The following is a 16,438-nucleotide window of genomic DNA, read 5'->3' as shown; positions in this document are numbered from 1 at the left end:
CAAGAGGAGGTGAAGCAAAGTGAATGTCAATCTGAATGCCAGTGCAAAGGCTAACGCGGCAGAGCGGTCTTTGCAGCCGACCAAGGATGCGCTGCTGTCGACTTTGATGAATGACTACGGTGACAAAATCGTCCAGCTCGCCTACATGATCGTCAAAGATCGCGGAATCGCGGAAGACATCACACAGGAAGTGTTCCTGAAAGCCTATCGGTCGCTGGATCAGTTTCGCCATGAGAGCAGTTTGAAAACATGGCTGTACCGGATTGCCATCAATGAATCGCGCAAGTATTTGCGATCGTGGTCGTTCCGGCAAATCTTTTCTACGTTTGTCTCCCCGAAAGAAACCGTGCCGGAACAAGTGGCGGAAGGGAACGTGGAATCGTCCGTTTTCAAGCAACTGGACCAGGTACATATCGCCGAGAAAGTCATGATGCTGTCGCCTTTGTATCGAAAGGTCATGGTACTTCATTACTATGAAGATTTGTCAATTAAGGAAGTAGCACAAGTGCTGGATATTTCCGAGGATGCGGTACGGACGCAGCTGCATCGGGCGCGCAAACATTTTCGGGCATTGTGTGAAAAGGAGGGATTGGAATGGAACTAGATCAGGGGCTGCGTGAAGCTGTACGCGAAGCAGGGAAAGCGGCAGCTTCGGAAGTGAAGTTTACCCGGGAAATGGAAGAGAGGATTCGGATGGAGGTCGGGAAGAAAAAGCAGAAAAATCACAAGCAGTTAGTCATGGCGGGATCGCTTGCGGCTTGTCTGGCATTGACCGTGCTAGGGGTGCGAGAGGGCTTTCTGCCGTCCATGTCGCCGCAAAAAAATGGAACGAGCGCAGCGGCGGCGCATCAAACGGACAAAACCGCGGAGCAGGCCGTTTCACCGGAACAAGCGCTGGCTCCGCTGCAAAAGGCAGTCCCTGAGCTTGGCGGTGTCACACTGCGCAAAGGCGAGACGCTGGATGGGATTGCGCTTGTGACCTTGCTGCAAAAGGACAGGGCAATCGGACAAGTCGCGTATGACACCCGGACGGGGCGGATCGAAAGCTACTTGCTGGACGCAAGCAGTGACGGCGAGAAAACAACGATTGCGCCCGCGCAAGCAGAGAAAGTCGCGCAAGCATTTTTGCAGACCGCGCTCGGTGAAGAAGCGAAGGTTTACGCGCATCAGGCGACAGAAGTTTATGCGGATGAGGATTGGCGCAACGGAACGTGGATGAACGTCAGCTATCAGCGGTTGGAAAACGGCAAGCCTGTCCCGTACGATGTCTTGACTGTCCAGGTGGACAAAAAGGAGCGCGTCGCCTTTTTCGGCAGGTTGAACGAGCAGGAGCAGAAGCTGTTTGCCAAATTCGCCGCCTCCGTGACTGAACTGAATCCGTTCCCGGTTGTCTACAACAAACAGCTGACTCGAGATGGCTGGGCGCTGGTTTTGGGCAAAGTGAACGACGAAGGCCAGACAGCGATGGTGAGCGAAATCGGCAACGGGCAAGACATCGATCTGTACCGGATTCAGCGGGACCGCAACGAAGAAGCGCAAAAGCCAAATGAAGCAGAGGCGTTAAAGCAAGCGAAGCAGCTTCTCGGCCGATTGCTTGGAGCTGACAGCGCGAACTATCGCCATGTGGAATCGAATAGCGCGGAAAAATTCATGCGTTATCATAACGGGTTACCTGTCATGGAAGATGTGCTGGATATTGAACTGGGCAGCTCCGGACGTCTTCTGATGTTCAGCAAACCGACGAGAGCGTATTCCCCGTCTTCGTTCCCGGATGCTGCGGAAGCTGTGGCGAAAAGCGCCGCCGAAAACGAGCTGGCCGCAAATATGAAGCTTGTATACGTGCAGCACATGTCCGAAGGGAAGGCGCTGAAACAGCCGACACTGGAATACAGGGCAGCGGTTTCCTTTTTCCAACAAGGAAGGCCGGTTTTCCTTGATTGGTACATTGATGCGCATAGCGGCAAGATCAACTACGGTACGGGAAACAACGGCTTTGCCTACGATCAGCTGCAGCGGGAGCAGCCGCAGGCAGATGCGTTCGAGACACACGAACAGCCTGTCATCGTGCGTACGAAGGAAGAGGCGAAGGCGCTTTTGCAAACGGAATTTGGCGTCAACGTCGAAGGCATGTCCTATCGGGAATCCGTAGATGATCACCAAAAGAACAAATCATTCAACTGGGCAGATAGCAAAGACCGCTGGCATGAAGTGACGATCGACGCGAAGACGAGCCAGGTAGTTGGGTTGCGCGTTCCCCGCACAAATACGCAAGTGACCGTGAAGCGCGAACAGGCCGAGCAGGCAGCCGTGTTCTTTTTGGCCAAATACGCCGATCCGGGCGTAAAAGAAGTGCAGCTTGCACAAGTGATGGAACCTGGCGCAGCCAATCCGGTTTCGTCAGGCAACTGGGTATTCCGCTATGTCATGAGCAAGGATGGGATTCCGGTGTTGGACAAGGGGCCAGATGCCGCTTACGAGGTGTCGGTAGACCCTTCGACCGGGAAGGTAAACAGCTTCCGGAATTGGCGAGAGACTCACAAGTTGATAGAGCTTCCTTCGTCAGCCGAGGTCGTTTCCAAACAAAAGGCTGCCGAGTCGTTTTTGCGCGTCATGCCACTCAGGCTTGTTTACCTGTTAAAAGATCAGGAAAACGATTGGCTGGATCGTCCGAGACTCGCGTACATTCCGTGGAGCGAGGAAGAGCTGGCAAGCAGTTTCATTACCATCGATGCCAAAAGCGGCGAGGCTGTAATCGAGCCGTAAGGACAAGAAAAAGAGGCTATCCCGCAAGCCAGCTGGAAGGCGGGGGGATAGCCTCTTCTTGTCATTTACCTAGCAGTCGTCACACGAACACCCAACAATGACCAGCAGGATAAACAGTACGAGCACCAGTGCGAAGCAGTCTCCAAAGATGCCATTTCCGCAGTAAGATGTACTCACGTTTGTTCCCCCTCCTTTCCGTTATGCTACAGTCTATACACGATCGCACAGATTGGCGTGGGCGGATGCCCGGTAAGCACAAAAATGGGCGCAGTCGGGGAGAAAAGCAGTAAATAATAGACAAATTCTCAATTGACGTAGACAGGACGCGGTGTTAAGATACTGTCAAACATGAAACCTGAAAGTCAAAAATGAATACCATGGTACAACTCTTATCAAGAGAGGCAGAGGGACTGGCCTGATGAAGCCTCGGCAACCGGTTAAAATCCGGTGCCAATTCCAGCAAAGCTACGGCTTTGAAAGATGAGAGGATGGTTCAGGCGCAATTGTATCCGCGGACAAATCCTCTTCTTTCAAAGAAGAGGATTTTTTTGTGCAAAAAAACTGCCGAGAATAAACGCCGCAAGGGAGAAAAGGAGTACGTCAATGAAACCCACTTTTCGCGAACAGCTTTCCCGGAAAATTCTGATTCTGGACGGTGCGATGGGCACGATGCTGCAACAGGCGAACTTGACCGCCGATGATTTTGGCGGCGAAGCCTACGATGGTTGCAACGAGCTTTTGAACTTGACGCGACCAGACGTCATTCGATCCATCCACGAAAAATATTTGGAGGCGGGAGCGGACATCGTCGAGACGAATACATTCGGAGCCACCTCCGTCGTGTTGGCCGAGTACGATGTCGCCGACAAGGATTTGGAGTTAAACATCGCTGCGGCCCGTCTGGCGAAGGAAGCCGTAGATGCCTATAGCACAACCGAGTGGCCGCGATACGTGGCAGGGGCAATGGGACCGACGACGAAAACGCTCGCTTTGACAGGCGGCGTCACCTTCGAGGAGCTGGTGGAGTCCTACTATCGTCAGGCAAAAGGACTGATCATTGGCGGAGCCGACGTGCTGCTGCTGGAAACATCGCAGGATACGCTGAACGTCAAGGCGGGGGGAATCGGCATCCGCAAAGCGTTCGCAGAGCTGGATGTGGAGTTGCCCGTCATGCTGTCCGGGACGATTGAACCGATGGGCACGACTCTTGCCGGTCAAAACATCGAGGCGTTTTATATCTCGCTTGAGCATTTGAAGCCCGTGTCCGTTGGGCTGAACTGTGCGACCGGTCCCGAGTTCATGCGCGACCATCTGCGCACGCTGTCCGGACTGGCTCAATGCGGAGTGAGCTGTTACCCCAATGCGGGCTTGCCGGATGAAAACGGACATTACCATGAGACGCCGCAAGGGCTTGCGACAAAAATGCGCGCTTTTGCGGAACAAGGCTGGCTGAACGTGGCGGGCGGCTGCTGCGGAACGACGCCCGACCATATCAGGGCGATGGCAGAAGCATTGAAAGACTGCAAGCCACGTCAGGCTGTCGATCAGGCTGTCAGCGCGGTATCCGGCATCGAAGTCGTGTACGTGGAAGATGACAGTCGCCCGCTGTTGGTAGGGGAGCGCACAAACGTCATCGGTTCGAAAAAATTCCGCGACTTGATCGCCGCAGGCCAATACGAGGAAGCGTCAGATATCGCCCGGGCACAAGTAAAACGCGGCGCTCACGTCATCGATATTTGTTTGGCTGACCCGGATCGGGATGAATACGCCGATATGGAAAAATTCCTGCAATTCGTCGTGAAAAAGGTCAAGGCTCCGCTGATGATCGACTCGACGGATGCAAAAGTAATGGAGCTGGGCCTGCGCTATTCCCAGGGAAAAGCGATTCTCAACTCGATCAACCTGGAAGACGGCCTGGAGCGCTTTGAAGAAGTAGCGCCGCTGATCAAAAAGTTCGGAGCGGCTGTAGTCGTCGGAACGATCGAGGAAGCGGGCATGGCTGTCACGCGCGAGAAGAAGCTGGAAGTGGCGAAGCGCTCGTACGATATTTTGGTCAACCAGTACGGAATTGCCCCGCAAGACATCATTTTCGACCCGCTGGTGTTCCCGGTCGGTACAGGGGATGAGCAGTACATCGGTTCCGCCAAGGAGACGGTTGAGGGGATTCGCCTCATTAAAGAAGCGATGCCGCTGTGCAAAACGATTCTCGGGGTCAGCAACGTGTCTTTCGGGCTGCCAGCAGCGGGCCGCGAAGTGCTCAACGCCGTGTTTTTGTACCACACGACGGTTGCCGGACTCGATTTTGCCATCGTCAATACAGAAAAGCTGGAGCGCTACGCGTCGATTCCCGAGGATGAGCGCAAGCTGGCGGAAGCGCTGCTGTTCGAGACAAACGACGAAACACTGGCTGCATTCACCGAATTTTACCGCCAGAAGAAAAAAGAAGTGCGGGTGGAAGCTTCCACGCTGACTTTGGAAGAGCGCCTCGCCCGATATGTCGTCGAAGGCTCCAAGGATGGCTTGACTGACGATTTGAAGCTGGCTCTGGAAAAGTATGCGCCGCTTGAAATTATTAACGGCCCGTTGATGTCAGGAATGGAAGAGGTCGGCCGCCTGTTTAACGGAAACCAGCTGATCGTAGCGGAAGTGCTGCAAAGCGCAGAAGTCATGAAAGCGTCTGTCTCGTTTTTGGAGCCGTTTATGGAAAAGAGCGATGCGGCGGCCAAAGGCAAGATTTTGCTGGCGACAGTCAAAGGCGACGTGCACGACATCGGCAAAAATCTGGTGGAAATCATTTTGGCAAACAACGGCTACAACGTAGTGAACCTGGGGATCAAGGTGCCGCCTGAGCAACTGATTGCCGCTTGCCGGGAAGAGAAGCCGGATGCGATCGGGTTGTCCGGTCTTTTGGTCAAATCGGCCCAGCAAATGGTCATTACCGCGCAAGACTTGAAAGCAGCGGGAATCGATGTGCCGATGATGGTCGGAGGTGCGGCTTTGACGCGCAAATTCACTTCCAACCGGATCGCGCCGGAATACCACGGAATCGTGTTGTACGCCAAGGATGCGATGGACGGACTCGACCTCGTCAACCGTTTGCAAAACCCGAACGAGCGGGAGCGTCTGGTCGCTGAGCAGCAAGAACTCGCTGAAGCGGCGGCAACGGCGCAACCCGTGGTGGTACAAGAGAAAAAAGCTCCGCTGCCTGCCCGTTCGGCGATTAGCAGAACCGTTCCGATTCAGTTGCCGCCAGACTGCGAGCGACACGTGCTGCGCCAGTACCCGATCAGCCATTTGCAACCGTACCTGAATTTGCGCATGCTGCTCGGCAAGCATCTCGGTGTGCGTGGAAACGTGGAAAAATTGCTGGAAGCGGGCGACGAAAAGGCGTTGGAACTGTACGGGATAGTCGAGGAGCTGTTGAATGAAGCGAAGCAGCAGGGAACGATCAAGGCGCACGGTGCCTATCAGTTTTTCCCGGCGCAAGCGGACGGCAACGATATTATCGTCTACGATCCAAACGACCACAGCAAAGTGCTGGAACGATTCTCGTTCCCGCGTCAGCCGGAAGAGCCGCATCTGTGCCTGTCCGATTTCTTGCGTCCGGTCGAGAGCAAGGAGATGGATTACGTCGGATTTTTGACGGTGACAGCAGGCGGCGGCATTCGCGAGCGCTCGACTGAACTGAAGGAACGCGGCGACTACTTGCGCTCGCACGTTTTGCAAGCATTGGCTCTGGAGCTGGCGGAAGCTTTTGCGGAGCGGATTCACCACGTAATGCGCGATGTATGGGGGATTCCTGATCCGGCGGAAATGACCATGCTGGAGCGCTTCGGTGCCCGCTATCGAGGCATTCGCGTGTCGTTCGGCTATCCGGCTTGCCCGAACTTGGAAGACCAGGCGCAACTGTTCCGCCTGCTGCGGCCGGAAGACATCGGCATCCAGTTGACAGAAGGCTTCATGATGGAGCCGGAAGCTTCTGTATCCGCGATGGTATTTGCCCACCCGGAAGCGCGTTACTTTAACGCAGGTCCGTCGGTGTTTGAAGTATAGATCGTCTAATGAAAATGGGAGAGAAGGGATTGAGTTGACGACGAGCAAGCAAGACTTACGGGAGTATTTGCAGGAGCACCTGCTGGTCGGAGACGGAGCCATGGCGACCCAGCTGCATGCGCTGGGCGCCCCGGTTGGCGTCAGCTTTGAAGAGTTGTGTTTGTCCAATCCGCGAGTGGTGCACGAAGTTCATGCGTCGTACTATCAGGCAGGAGCGCGCCTTTTGGAGACAAATACATTTTCCGCGAACCGGGATGCGCTCAGCCGCTACGGTTTGGAGCACAAAGTGGCGCGGATCAACCGTCTTGCCGTGGCGATTGCCCGCGAAGCCGCTCAGGACGATGCGTACGTGGCAGGCAGCATCGGCTCGATTTTGGCTGGACGGGTGAAGAAAAAGGTACTGGATGAGTATCGGGACCAGTACGAGGAACAGGCGATCGCGCTGTTGCACGCAGGCGTAGACGCGCTGATTTTGGAAACGTTCCTCGATCTGGAGGAACTGCTGCTCGCCATCGAGGTCATTCGTCCGCTGACAGATGTGCCCGTCATTGCGCAACTGGCGACATTGGAAGTCGGACGCACGCGCGACGGCTACTCGCTGACGGATGCTTTTCCGCAACTGAAACAGGCAGGAGCAGACGTCATCGGTCTGAACTGCCGCTTGGGTCCGGCTGAAATTTTGCGCTCTTTTGAAAGCACGATCTTCCCGGATGATTCGCTTCTGTCAGCGTTCCCCAATGCGGGACGGCTGGGAATGACGGACGGGGAGTACGCCTTCAAGTCGTCTCCCGACTATTTTGCCGAAAGCGCCCTGCGCCTGCGCGACCAGGGAGTGCGCCTGATCGGCGGCTGCTGCGGAACGACCCCTGCACACGTGAAGGCGATAGCAGATGCGCTCGCAGGGCAAAAGCCGCAAGCACGCGTGAATCCAACGATTGCGTTGGCGGAGCGTCCGCACATAACGGTACAAAGCATTCACGAGCGCGAGAAGCCAAGCATCGTGGAACGGGTGAAAACAGCTACAACGATCATCGTCGAATTTGATCCGCCGCGCGATCTCGACGCCGAACAGTTTCTGGACGGCTGCTGCGAGCTGCACAAAGCAGGGGCAGACGCGATCACGCTGGCAGACAATTCGCTTGCGACGGTGCGGATGAGCAACATGGCGCTCGGAGCGCTGATGAAAACGAGACACGGGATCGATCCGCTTTTGCATATTGCCTGCCGTGACCGCAACTTGATCGGGCAGCAATCCCATCTGATGGGGCTGCACGCGCTTGGCATCGACCAAATTCTCGTCATCACGGGCGACCCGTCCCGCTTCGGCGATTTGCCGGGGGCAAGCTCGGTGTTTGATGTCACTTCGTTCGATTTGATCCGCATGGTGAAGCAGTTGAACGAAGGCGTCTCGTTCTCGGGACGACCGCTCAAGCAAAAAGCCCAGTTCATCGTGGGCGCAGCCTTCAACCCGAACGTGCGCAACATGGCAGCGGCTGTCGCCCGGCTGGAAAAGAAAGTCGAGGCAGGGGCTGATTACATCATGACCCAACCTGTGTATGACGTCGAATCGATTCGCCTTGTACACGAGGCGACCAAGCACATCGGCATCCCGGTTTTTATCGGCATCATGCCGCTGACCAGTTCAAGAAATGCCGAGTTCCTGCACAATGAAGTGCCTGGCATCAAGCTTTCGGCGGAAGCCTTGGAACGGATGAAAAAAGTACAGGGACCAGCGGCCAGGCAGGAAGGCATCGCCATCGCCAAAGAACTGCTCGACACGGCTGTCCGCTATTTCAACGGGATTTACCTGATTACGCCTTTCAACTATTACGATATGGCTGCTGACCTGATTGCGTACGTGCGGCAGCAAAGCGCCCTGGTCAAAACGGCGCAACCGTAGAAGACCAGACCAGCCCAAACAGGAAAAAAGCCCAATAGGCCCTCGCGCAAGACAGGCAGCTGCCTTTCGTCTTTACGCGAGGGCTTTTAGTTCATCCAGCATATAGGCGGTCTTGATCGCCTCACGCGTGCAAAACTTCTGAATCTCGGCCACTTCCATCTCCTCATACTGCTTCATGCGCAAAAACCGTTCCATGATATGTGGGAAGGTCAGATCGACAAACAGCAAATGCAGCTGCTCGGCAGACAGCGGATTTTCCTGCAAGTAGGCCCGCAACAAAGACGTAAACAACGGCTCGTTCCAGCTTCCTGCCTTGCGCATGGCGAGCGAGAGGACGCGACTGATGTCTTTGGAAGGAAAATCGTAGCGGACGTCTTCCCAGTCGATAATCGCGATTTGCTGGTTGCGCGTGAGCAAATTGCCGTTGTTGAAATCTCCGTGGCAGAGGAAATGCTTGCGCAGGGCAAGCTTTTTCCAGCTGGAAAAGTAGGCGGATGATTTCAACTGTTCTCGCGCCGCAAGCCCTGCCTGGCGAAAATAAGGCAAGTATTCCACAATCGTCGTCGATTTCGGATTCTTTTTGCTCATGTGGCGCTGCTCCCATTTTTCCAGTGCAGCCAGATCCGTCTTGTATTCCTCCGACCATTTTTTCGCCCCGTTGTACAGCTCGCCATGCTTGGAAGTAAAACCGAGCGATTGCAGATGGAAGCGCCCTAGTGCGGCTCCGACCTGCTCCAGCTTTTTCGGTGAGCTGTAGGCGATTTTCGGCCAGGAAAACCATTGGTGCAGCACAAACAAGTTGTCTTTGTACACAATCGAGCGCTGGTTGCTTTTCGTGCGCTGGATGCCGGGGATGAGAATGCCTTTTTTGCGCAAATGCGCTTCGGCGTTCAAAATGAAGTGCTGGCGTTCTTTCGGTAAGTACGAAATTTTGCCGATAAACTTGCCGATCGAGGTATCGAGAAAGACGACGAGCGACTTGGGCGTCTCGCGAAGTGTTTCCTGCTGCAATACTTTCAGCGCGTACTTTTGCTCGATTTTGCCGATGAGGTCGTCCATCCGTTTTGCGCCTCCCTTGCAAAAGAAACGTACGATTATCATACGCGGCGGCCCAAGCGGATGACACTCACGGCGCTTCAGTTGGGCGGCAAGGGAAGCGGATGCCAGTCTTTTTGGCGCAAAAAGTCGCTCAGCTCGGCGAATTTGGCGATGCGTTCCGCCCGTGTGAATGAGGCGTTGGCTCCACTCGTGGACGGGATGACGAACAAGTAGCTGCCTGCCCAATCGTCGGTAGCGAATGCCTTCTCTGGTTGCAGACCCAGCGCGACAGCGGCTTTTTTCTGGCCTGTTGCATGGCGAAAAGCTGTAATTCCGTTAAAGCAGATGACGCGCGGGCGGTACGTTTGGATCATGTGCACGAACTGCTCTGCGCCTGTGTCAAAATCTTCGCGCGTGAGATCAGAAGAGGAGCGGGTAGGGCGCGTGACGAGATCGGTAATGCCGTAGTTGTAATCCAACAGCAGCGAGGTTTCTTCCGGCAGCAGTTGTCTTGCGGTAAGCCCGCCCTCGAACAAGCCGCGCCAAAACAAATTCGCCGGGTTCGCGTAGTGGAATCCGGCTGTGGCCGATACGCGCCCGGGATTGATGCCGCAAAACAACACTGTCAAATCGCGGCGGATGTAAGTAGGCAGCCATTTTTCCGTAAATTCCACCAAGATGATCCCTCCGATTGTTTTCCTTGATTTGATTGTAGCACAGAGGAGAGCGCTTACAGAAACAGGCAAAAAAAGCTGCCAAACGCTGGCAGCTTATCGGTAAAAGTGTGATTAGGTTCGATCTTACAGCTGAGCGTACGGCAGCATGTGCTCCGGCTCATTCGTGATGAATTGTTCCATTTCATTGCGGACGTATTTTTTTGTCTCGAAAGGAACGGCTTCGTGTTCTTCTTTGCCCCACAACCAGCGCGACAATTGTTGAATCATAAGGATTACCCCTCACTTGGTGGAAATGTTTTACACGCTTATCATACTCCTCTTTTGTGAGTTTGTGGCTGGGCAGGTGTGAATAAGGCGTGAAGAAATCGTGGATAGAAGGTGAACAAAAAGGAAGCGATTTCAAGCGATCCGTGAAAAAAGCGCTCCCGGATTGGGAACGCTGTGGGTACAACCATCTACACATTACAGCTTGTAGATGTCGGTATATTTTTTCTCCAAGTATTCCATCAGGTAGGTCGCGTTGGTGCCTTCGCCCGTGATCGCTTGCACGAGTTCACGCGGGCTTTTCATTTTTCCGTACTGGTGAATTTTTTCTTTCAACCAAGCGCGGATCGGAGCGAAGTCGCCGTTTGCCAGCAAGTCTTCGAAGCCGCTGATTTCCTGCTTCATGACGTGGGCAAATTGGGCCGCGTACACGTTGCCGAGCGAGTAAGTCGGGAAGTAGCCGAAGCTGCCGCCGGACCAGTGCACGTCCTGCAGAACGCCGAGTGTGTCGGTAGGCGGTTCCACGCCCAAGTATTCCTGCATTTTTTCGTTCCAGATTTTCGGCAGATCGGCAACCTGGATCGTTTGGTTGATCAAGCCTTTTTCGATCTCGTAGCGAATCATGACGTGCAAGTTGTACGTCAGCTCGTCAGCCTCTGTACGGATGAAGGACGGAGTGACAGAGTTGATCGCCCGGTACAAGTCTTCCACGGATACGCCTTCGAATTGGGCCGGGAATGCTTTTTGCAAATCAGCGAAAAAGTGGTTCCAGAACGGCAGGCTGCGTCCGATCATGTTTTCCCAGAAGCGGGACTGGGACTCGTGAATGCCCATCGAAGTACCGTCGCAGAGCGGCGTGAACAAAAGCTCAGGATTGATGTTTTGTTCGTACATGGCGTGACCCGCTTCGTGGATGCAGCTGAACAGCGCCGAGTTGAAGTCGTTTTCGTCGTAGCGAGTCGTAATGCGCACGTCGCCCGGATTGAAGGTGGTGCAGAATGGATGGGCGCTCTTGTCCATGCGGCCCGCCTTGAAGTCGTAGCCGATTTTTTCCAAAATGAAGCGGCTGAACGCCTCCTGCTCGGCAATCGGGAAGTTTTTGTTCAAGAAAGCGGTGTCCGGCTTGTTCGGCGATTCCGCGATTGCTTTGACCAGCTTGACGGTTTTCTCGCGCAGGGTAGCGAAGATCGGATCGAGCTGATCGACTGTCATGCCCGGCTCGTACAGGTCGAGCAAGGTGTTGTACTTGTTTTTGCCGTCGTGTCCCCAATATTCGATAAACTCCAGCTGGAAGTTCACGATTTTTTCCAGGTACGGCTGGAACATCGAGAAGTCGTTGTTGGCGCGGGCTTCTTCCCATACCGTTTCCGCCTGGGAGGTCAAAACGACAAATTCCTGGTATTTCTCAGCCGGAATCTGCTTGTTGCGGTCAAATTCTTTTTTGCATTCGAGCACGCTGTGACGCGTGATCTCATCGAGCGCTTCCAGTGCGGAAGGTTCGCCGAGCTCGGTTAAAAACGCTTCCATTTCTTTGGATGTCGCCAGCTTGAACTGTTCGCCAGCGAGCACGCCGATAATCTCGGAGCGGGCATCCATCCCTTTGCGTGGCGCTTGCGTTGCTTTGTCCCATTGCAGAACTGCGAGTGCCTGGTTGTAGCTGGTCATTTTTTTCACATAGGCGCGAAAATCAGCCGCGCGTGTTTCCAGATTGGTCGTCATGGAGTCCCTCCTGTGTAAGTATGAAAACGTTAATTGGTCAAGTATGTACATCATGCAGTCAAAAAATTTTTACTACTAAATATTATAACGGTTTGAAGAAAAATTACTAGGTGGATGCAGCACGCATTTGTCGGTATAATCGTATAGGAAAACAATCTGGCTACTTATTCGCGATGACAGGAGAATGATTGATGAGTCAAACCAATCCCCAATGGGAAAATGAGATAGCAAAACGACGCACCTTTGCCATCATCTCCCACCCGGATGCGGGTAAAACGACGATGACGGAAAAGCTGCTTTACTACGGCGGAGCCATTCGCGAAGCAGGGGTGGTCAAAGGCCGGAAAAACTCCAAGCACGCTACCTCCGACTGGATGGAGATCGAGAAAAAGCGCGGAATCTCCGTTACGTCCAGTGCGATGGACTTTGAATACAACGGGCACCACATCAATATTTTGGACACTCCTGGTCACCAGGACTTCAGTGAAGACACGTACCGCACCCTGACTGCTGCCGACGCTGCCGTCATGATCATCGACGTGGCAAAAGGGGTGGAGGCGCAGACGATCAAGCTGTTCAAGGTCTGTCGGATGCGCGGCATTCCGATTTTTACATTCGTCAACAAGCTGGACCGTCACGGGAAAGACCCGTTTGAGCTGTTGGAAGAAATCGAGCGCGTACTGGGCATCCGTTCGTACCCGATGAACTGGCCGATCGGCATGGGAAGCTACTTCAGCGGAGTGTACGACCGCATGAAATCCCGCGTCGAGCTGTATCAGACCAACACGCAGCATGAAGATATCTCGTTTTTCCCGGTAGAGGGAGCCGAAGACCCGCTGATCGGCGACCGCGTCGGTCAGGAGCTGTGGCAGCAACTGCAGGACGAAATTTCTCTGCTCGACGTAGCAGGGGATGAGTTCGATCCGGAACTGATTGCCCAAGGACAGCTGACACCTGTGTTCTTCGGAAGCGCGATCAACAACTTCGGCGTGCAGACTTTCCTGGACAACTTCCTGCAAATGGCGCCAGCGCCTTCCGCGAAAAAGAGCAATGCCGGCATGATCGATCCGTACACCAATCCGTTCTCCGGCTTTATTTTCAAAATCCAGGCCAACATGAACCCGGCTCACCGCGACCGTATCGCTTTCTTGCGCATTTGCTCCGGAAAGTTCGAGCGCGGCATGGCCGTGAAGCACGTGCGTCTGGGCAAAGACATCAAGCTGGCGCAGCCTGTGCAGTTCATGGCGCAAGACCGCGAGATCGTCGAGGAGTCGTTCGCAGGCGATGTCATCGGCTTGTTCGATCCGGGCATTTTCCAGATCGGAGACACGCTCTGTGTCGGCCAGTCGTTCGAGTACGAGGAAATGCCGCACTTCTCGCCTGAGTTTTTCTCCAAAGTCATGGTGAAAGACGCGATGAAGCACAAGCAGTTCCAAAAAGGCATCATGCAGCTGACAGAGGAAGGGACGGTACAATTATTCCGCACCTATCCAATGGAAGAACTGATTCTCGGCGTAGTCGGCGTCTTGCAGTTTGAGGTGCTGGAATACCGACTCAAAGCAGAGTATGGCGTCGATATTATGCTGACGAGAATGCCGTATCAGATTGCCCGCTGGCTCGAAGGCGACAAAGCGGCGCTCGATGCCGTGAAGAACAAAACCGTGACAGACCGCTACGGACGTCCGGTCATGCTGTTCGAAAGCGAGTACCAGCTTCGGGTAGCGATGGATAAGCATTCGTCCATCAAATTCCATGAAAGCTCGCTCGGGTTGAAAGCTGTTCAATCGTAAGTGGCAGGAGAGTAGAACAGGACTTCGCAGGAATTGCGGGGTCCTGTTTTTCGTGTTCCGGCGCGCTTGACTGAAAGATTTGCTCGCTTAAAGACGGGCTTGCTAACGGCTTTTTTGCCTAAAGTCTTAGGAGGGGAAATCAATGGAGAAGAACTTCAGCTCTTCCTGATCGGGCTGCTTGCGAACGTAGCCTTCCCAGCGCAAGCCCAGCTTCTCCAGCAATTTGCCGGATGCATCATTCGCCTTGTCCGTGATCGCGACGATCCGTTTCAGCCCGAACGCCTCGCGCCCGTAGTCCAAAACAGCGGAGGCCGCTTCGAAGGCGTACCCTTTTCCCCAATAGGGAGGACAGAGAGCATAGCCGATATCGACATCCTCCAGAAAATCTCTTTTTATGAGGCCACACAAGCCTACCGGAGTGCCTGTTGCTTTTTCTGCGACGACAAACAAGCCAAAGCCGTAGCTTTCGTAGCTTGCCTGCAAGCTGTTGACGATGTACTGCTGCGCATCTGCCAACGTGCGGACGCCGCGATCACCGATGTACTGCAACCAGGATGGCTCGTTCAAAAGCCCGAAAATAAAGGCCGCATCATCTTCCGCGTGCGCGCGCCGCAGAACAAGACGCTCTGTTTGCAAAACGATCATAGCTTGACTCACCAGCCTTTTCATTTTTTTCCATCATACAGGATGCAAGCGAGAAAAGCTGCTTGTTTTTGGCAATTCAGAAAGCTTTTCCTATCCTACTTGGACGACTCCCCTCATATACTGGGACAAAGACTGGCGGGATGAGAGGATGGGAATGCTTTGAGGGTTCTGCTGTTGGTCGTGTTGTTTCTCGTTGCCTTTGACATGCACGCGCAAACGCCGCTGCTGGCGCCGTACTTGAATATATTGGGCGTATCCGCTGCGATGATCGGCTTCGTGCTGGGTGGTTATGCCATCAGCAATCTGAGCGGCAATCTCATCGCAGGCCCTTTTCTCGACCGTTTTCCGAAGAAATGGTTTATTGCCGGAGGCCTGATCCTGGCTGGGGTAATGCTGATTGGACAAGGACTCGTGACGCATGCCGGGGCATTTTTTTCGTTTCGCCTGATGCTTGGCTTCGTCATGGCGTTCGTCTCGCCCGCCTGTTCCGCCATGTTGGGGGAGACAGGCAAAACCGCGCTGGAACAGGGCGAAATCATGGGCAAAAAAGGACTTGTGCTCACGACAGCCGGGATCGTCTCGCCAGCGGTCGGGAGCTTTTTTGCGGTACAGTTCGGCTACGGCCAGTCGTTCGTCATTTTGGGTTACATCATGATCGTGGCAGGCGTTTTTTCCTGGCTCGTCCTTCCTTCCAGAGTAGTGGACAGCGGCAGCGACCAGGCAGCGCCCTCCAAGCCGAACATATCGGGCAAACAGAGTCTGCTCGCGATCATGGAAAATCGGATGCTGTATCCGGCTTTTCTCGGCGGGTTTGCCATCATCTACGCGCAAGGGACGATCATTTACGAAGTGCCGCTGCTCGTGCAAAAGCAAGGGATGTCGCCAGCCGTTACGGGAATTTTGTTCAGCCTGAAAGGATTGGGAGCGCTCGCGATCCTCAGCCAGTTTTGGCTGCACAAGGTAGCGATCGAAACGCGGTCATTTGCGGGGCTTGGCATCCTCAGCCTCTTGATGTACATGCTGGCGATGGGTCTGGCGATTCCGATTCAGGTGATGATGTTCTGCCTCGGCGCATGCTTCGGAATGCTGTTCCCGGCTTTTGCCACGACCTTGACGATCCACACTCCGCGCGAAATGTACGGCAGCGTGTTCAGCATTTACTCTGCCGTGTTGTCGGTCGGGGCTGTCCTCAGTCCCGTGGTGGCAGGTCTTTTGGGCAACTGGCATCACTCGTACTTCATCGCCTTTTTTGTCACGGCGGGGGTGTGCCTGATCAGCGGGTTGCATCGGCTGTTGTTGAGCGGGGTGACAAGGTAGGGAGCGGAGAGTTTTCCTGGAGGGGGTCAGGGAGACTCTTTTTTTGTGCAGGGGGAAGTGGGGTGGAAAACCGTGAGAAGGTTAAGATTGCCAAGCATGTGCTCTTGTACAAAGGCTTCATGAAAATATATCTAGAAAAGTGTGAAGGTGATTTGATATGAAAATTGTTCTAAACATCATTATTTTAATTAAATTTAGGAAAAAATACCGAATAGAGAATGAATTTATAGGTCAAAAGTCTTCATGAATGTAAGATTGAATGGTAAACTGAA

Annotated in this window: 12 protein-coding genes and 1 riboswitch; of the genes, 6 read left to right on the top strand and 6 right to left on the bottom strand. The window is 54.0% G+C overall.

Features of this window, described 5'->3' with window-relative positions; all coding sequences use genetic code 11:
• Positions 1–31 precede the first annotated feature (31 nt).
• Positions 32–604, top strand: coding sequence for a sigma-70 family RNA polymerase sigma factor (locus IRJ17_RS21655; protein WP_122965891.1), 573 nt, complete (start codon positions 32–34; stop codon positions 602–604).
• Positions 595–2,763: a YcdB/YcdC domain-containing protein gene (locus tag IRJ17_RS21650; protein WP_173599192.1), complete on the top strand. Its 2,169-nt coding sequence runs from the start codon at positions 595–597 to the stop codon at positions 2,761–2,763. Before IRJ17_RS21655 ends, IRJ17_RS21650 begins: the two co-directional genes overlap by 10 nt.
• 69 nt (positions 2,764–2,832) lie before the next feature.
• On the opposite strand, the gene IRJ17_RS21645 is transcribed toward IRJ17_RS21650, so the two are convergent.
• Entirely contained in the window at positions 2,833–2,940 is a 108-nt protein-coding gene (locus IRJ17_RS21645) for a YjcZ family sporulation protein (protein WP_083955646.1), read from the bottom strand.
• Between the two features lie 209 nt (positions 2,941–3,149).
• Positions 3,150–3,250: riboswitch (SAM riboswitch) on the top strand.
• A gap of 116 nt (positions 3,251–3,366) precedes the next feature.
• Here IRJ17_RS21645 and metH point away from each other — a divergent pair.
• Together metH and IRJ17_RS21635 are read left to right on the top strand one after the other, a co-directional pair.
• Positions 3,367–6,816 carry a methionine synthase gene (gene metH, locus IRJ17_RS21640; RefSeq protein WP_242771879.1) on the top strand — a complete coding sequence of 1,150 codons (3,450 nt, stop codon included), beginning with the start codon at positions 3,367–3,369 and terminating at the stop codon, positions 6,814–6,816.
• 34 nt (positions 6,817–6,850) lie between these two features.
• The gene (locus IRJ17_RS21635) at positions 6,851–8,716 is read left to right on the top strand and encodes a bifunctional homocysteine S-methyltransferase/methylenetetrahydrofolate reductase (RefSeq protein ID WP_173595636.1); all 1,866 of its coding nucleotides are present in this window, start codon (positions 6,851–6,853) and stop codon (positions 8,714–8,716) included.
• A 72-nt stretch (positions 8,717–8,788) separates the two neighbouring features.
• Here the strand turns inward: IRJ17_RS21635 and IRJ17_RS21630 are convergent, their stop codons facing one another.
• From IRJ17_RS21630 to IRJ17_RS21615, 4 genes are all read right to left on the bottom strand, one after another.
• Complete coding sequence (locus IRJ17_RS21630; protein WP_173595637.1) at positions 8,789–9,775, bottom strand: phosphotransferase; 987 nt, start codon at positions 9,773–9,775, stop codon at positions 8,789–8,791.
• Positions 9,776–9,852: 77 nt separating this feature from the next.
• Complete coding sequence (locus tag IRJ17_RS21625) at positions 9,853–10,431, bottom strand: mismatch-specific DNA-glycosylase (protein WP_217021727.1); 579 nt, start codon at positions 10,429–10,431, stop codon at positions 9,853–9,855.
• Positions 10,432–10,554: 123 nt separating this feature from the next.
• Entirely contained in the window at positions 10,555–10,698 is a 144-nt protein-coding gene (locus tag IRJ17_RS21620) for a hypothetical protein (RefSeq protein ID WP_167470357.1), read from the bottom strand.
• 195 nt (positions 10,699–10,893) lie between these two features.
• Positions 10,894–12,414: a carboxypeptidase M32 gene (locus tag IRJ17_RS21615; protein WP_173599189.1), complete on the bottom strand. Its 1,521-nt coding sequence runs from the start codon at positions 12,412–12,414 to the stop codon at positions 10,894–10,896.
• Between the two features lie 191 nt (positions 12,415–12,605).
• On the opposite strand from IRJ17_RS21615, the gene IRJ17_RS21610 reads away from it, so the two are divergent.
• A complete protein-coding gene (locus IRJ17_RS21610; RefSeq protein ID WP_122965742.1) occupies positions 12,606–14,204 on the top strand; it encodes a peptide chain release factor 3 in 1,599 nt (532 codons plus the stop codon).
• Positions 14,205–14,330: 126 nt separating this feature from the next.
• On the opposite strand, the gene IRJ17_RS21605 is transcribed toward IRJ17_RS21610, so the two are convergent.
• Positions 14,331–14,849, bottom strand: coding sequence for a GNAT family N-acetyltransferase (locus tag IRJ17_RS21605; RefSeq protein WP_173595639.1), 519 nt, complete (start codon positions 14,847–14,849; stop codon positions 14,331–14,333).
• 159 nt (positions 14,850–15,008) lie between these two features.
• Here IRJ17_RS21605 and IRJ17_RS21600 point away from each other — a divergent pair, with 159 nt between their 5' ends.
• On the top strand, positions 15,009–16,166 hold the full coding sequence (locus IRJ17_RS21600; protein WP_173595640.1) for an MFS transporter: 1,158 nt from the start codon (positions 15,009–15,011) through the stop codon (positions 16,164–16,166).
• Positions 16,167–16,438: the final 272 nt, after the last annotated feature.

It is taken from the genome of Brevibacillus parabrevis (assembly GCF_022701015.1).
Classification (GTDB): Bacteria; Bacillota; Bacilli; order Brevibacillales; family Brevibacillaceae; genus Brevibacillus; species Brevibacillus parabrevis.
The sequence above is the reverse complement of the archived record's forward strand: the minus strand, read 5'-3'. Positions and strand labels throughout refer to the sequence as shown.

Coding starts and splice junctions, on each gene's coding strand:
- IRJ17_RS21650 (WP_173599192.1), top strand. CDS start 595: ATGGAACTAGATCAGGGGCTGCGTGAAGCTGTACGCGAAGCAGGGAAA.
- metH (WP_242771879.1), top strand. CDS start 3,367: ATGAAACCCACTTTTCGCGAACAGCTTTCCCGGAAAATTCTGATTCTG.
- IRJ17_RS21630 (WP_173595637.1), bottom strand. CDS start 9,775: ATGGACGACCTCATCGGCAAAATCGAGCAAAAGTACGCGCTGAAAGTA.
- IRJ17_RS21620 (WP_167470357.1), bottom strand. CDS start 10,698: ATGATTCAACAATTGTCGCGCTGGTTGTGGGGCAAAGAAGAACACGAA.
- IRJ17_RS21615 (WP_173599189.1), bottom strand. CDS start 12,414: ATGACGACCAATCTGGAAACACGCGCGGCTGATTTTCGCGCCTATGTG.
- IRJ17_RS21610 (WP_122965742.1), top strand. CDS start 12,606: ATGAGTCAAACCAATCCCCAATGGGAAAATGAGATAGCAAAACGACGC.
- IRJ17_RS21605 (WP_173595639.1), bottom strand. CDS start 14,849: ATGATCGTTTTGCAAACAGAGCGTCTTGTTCTGCGGCGCGCGCACGCG.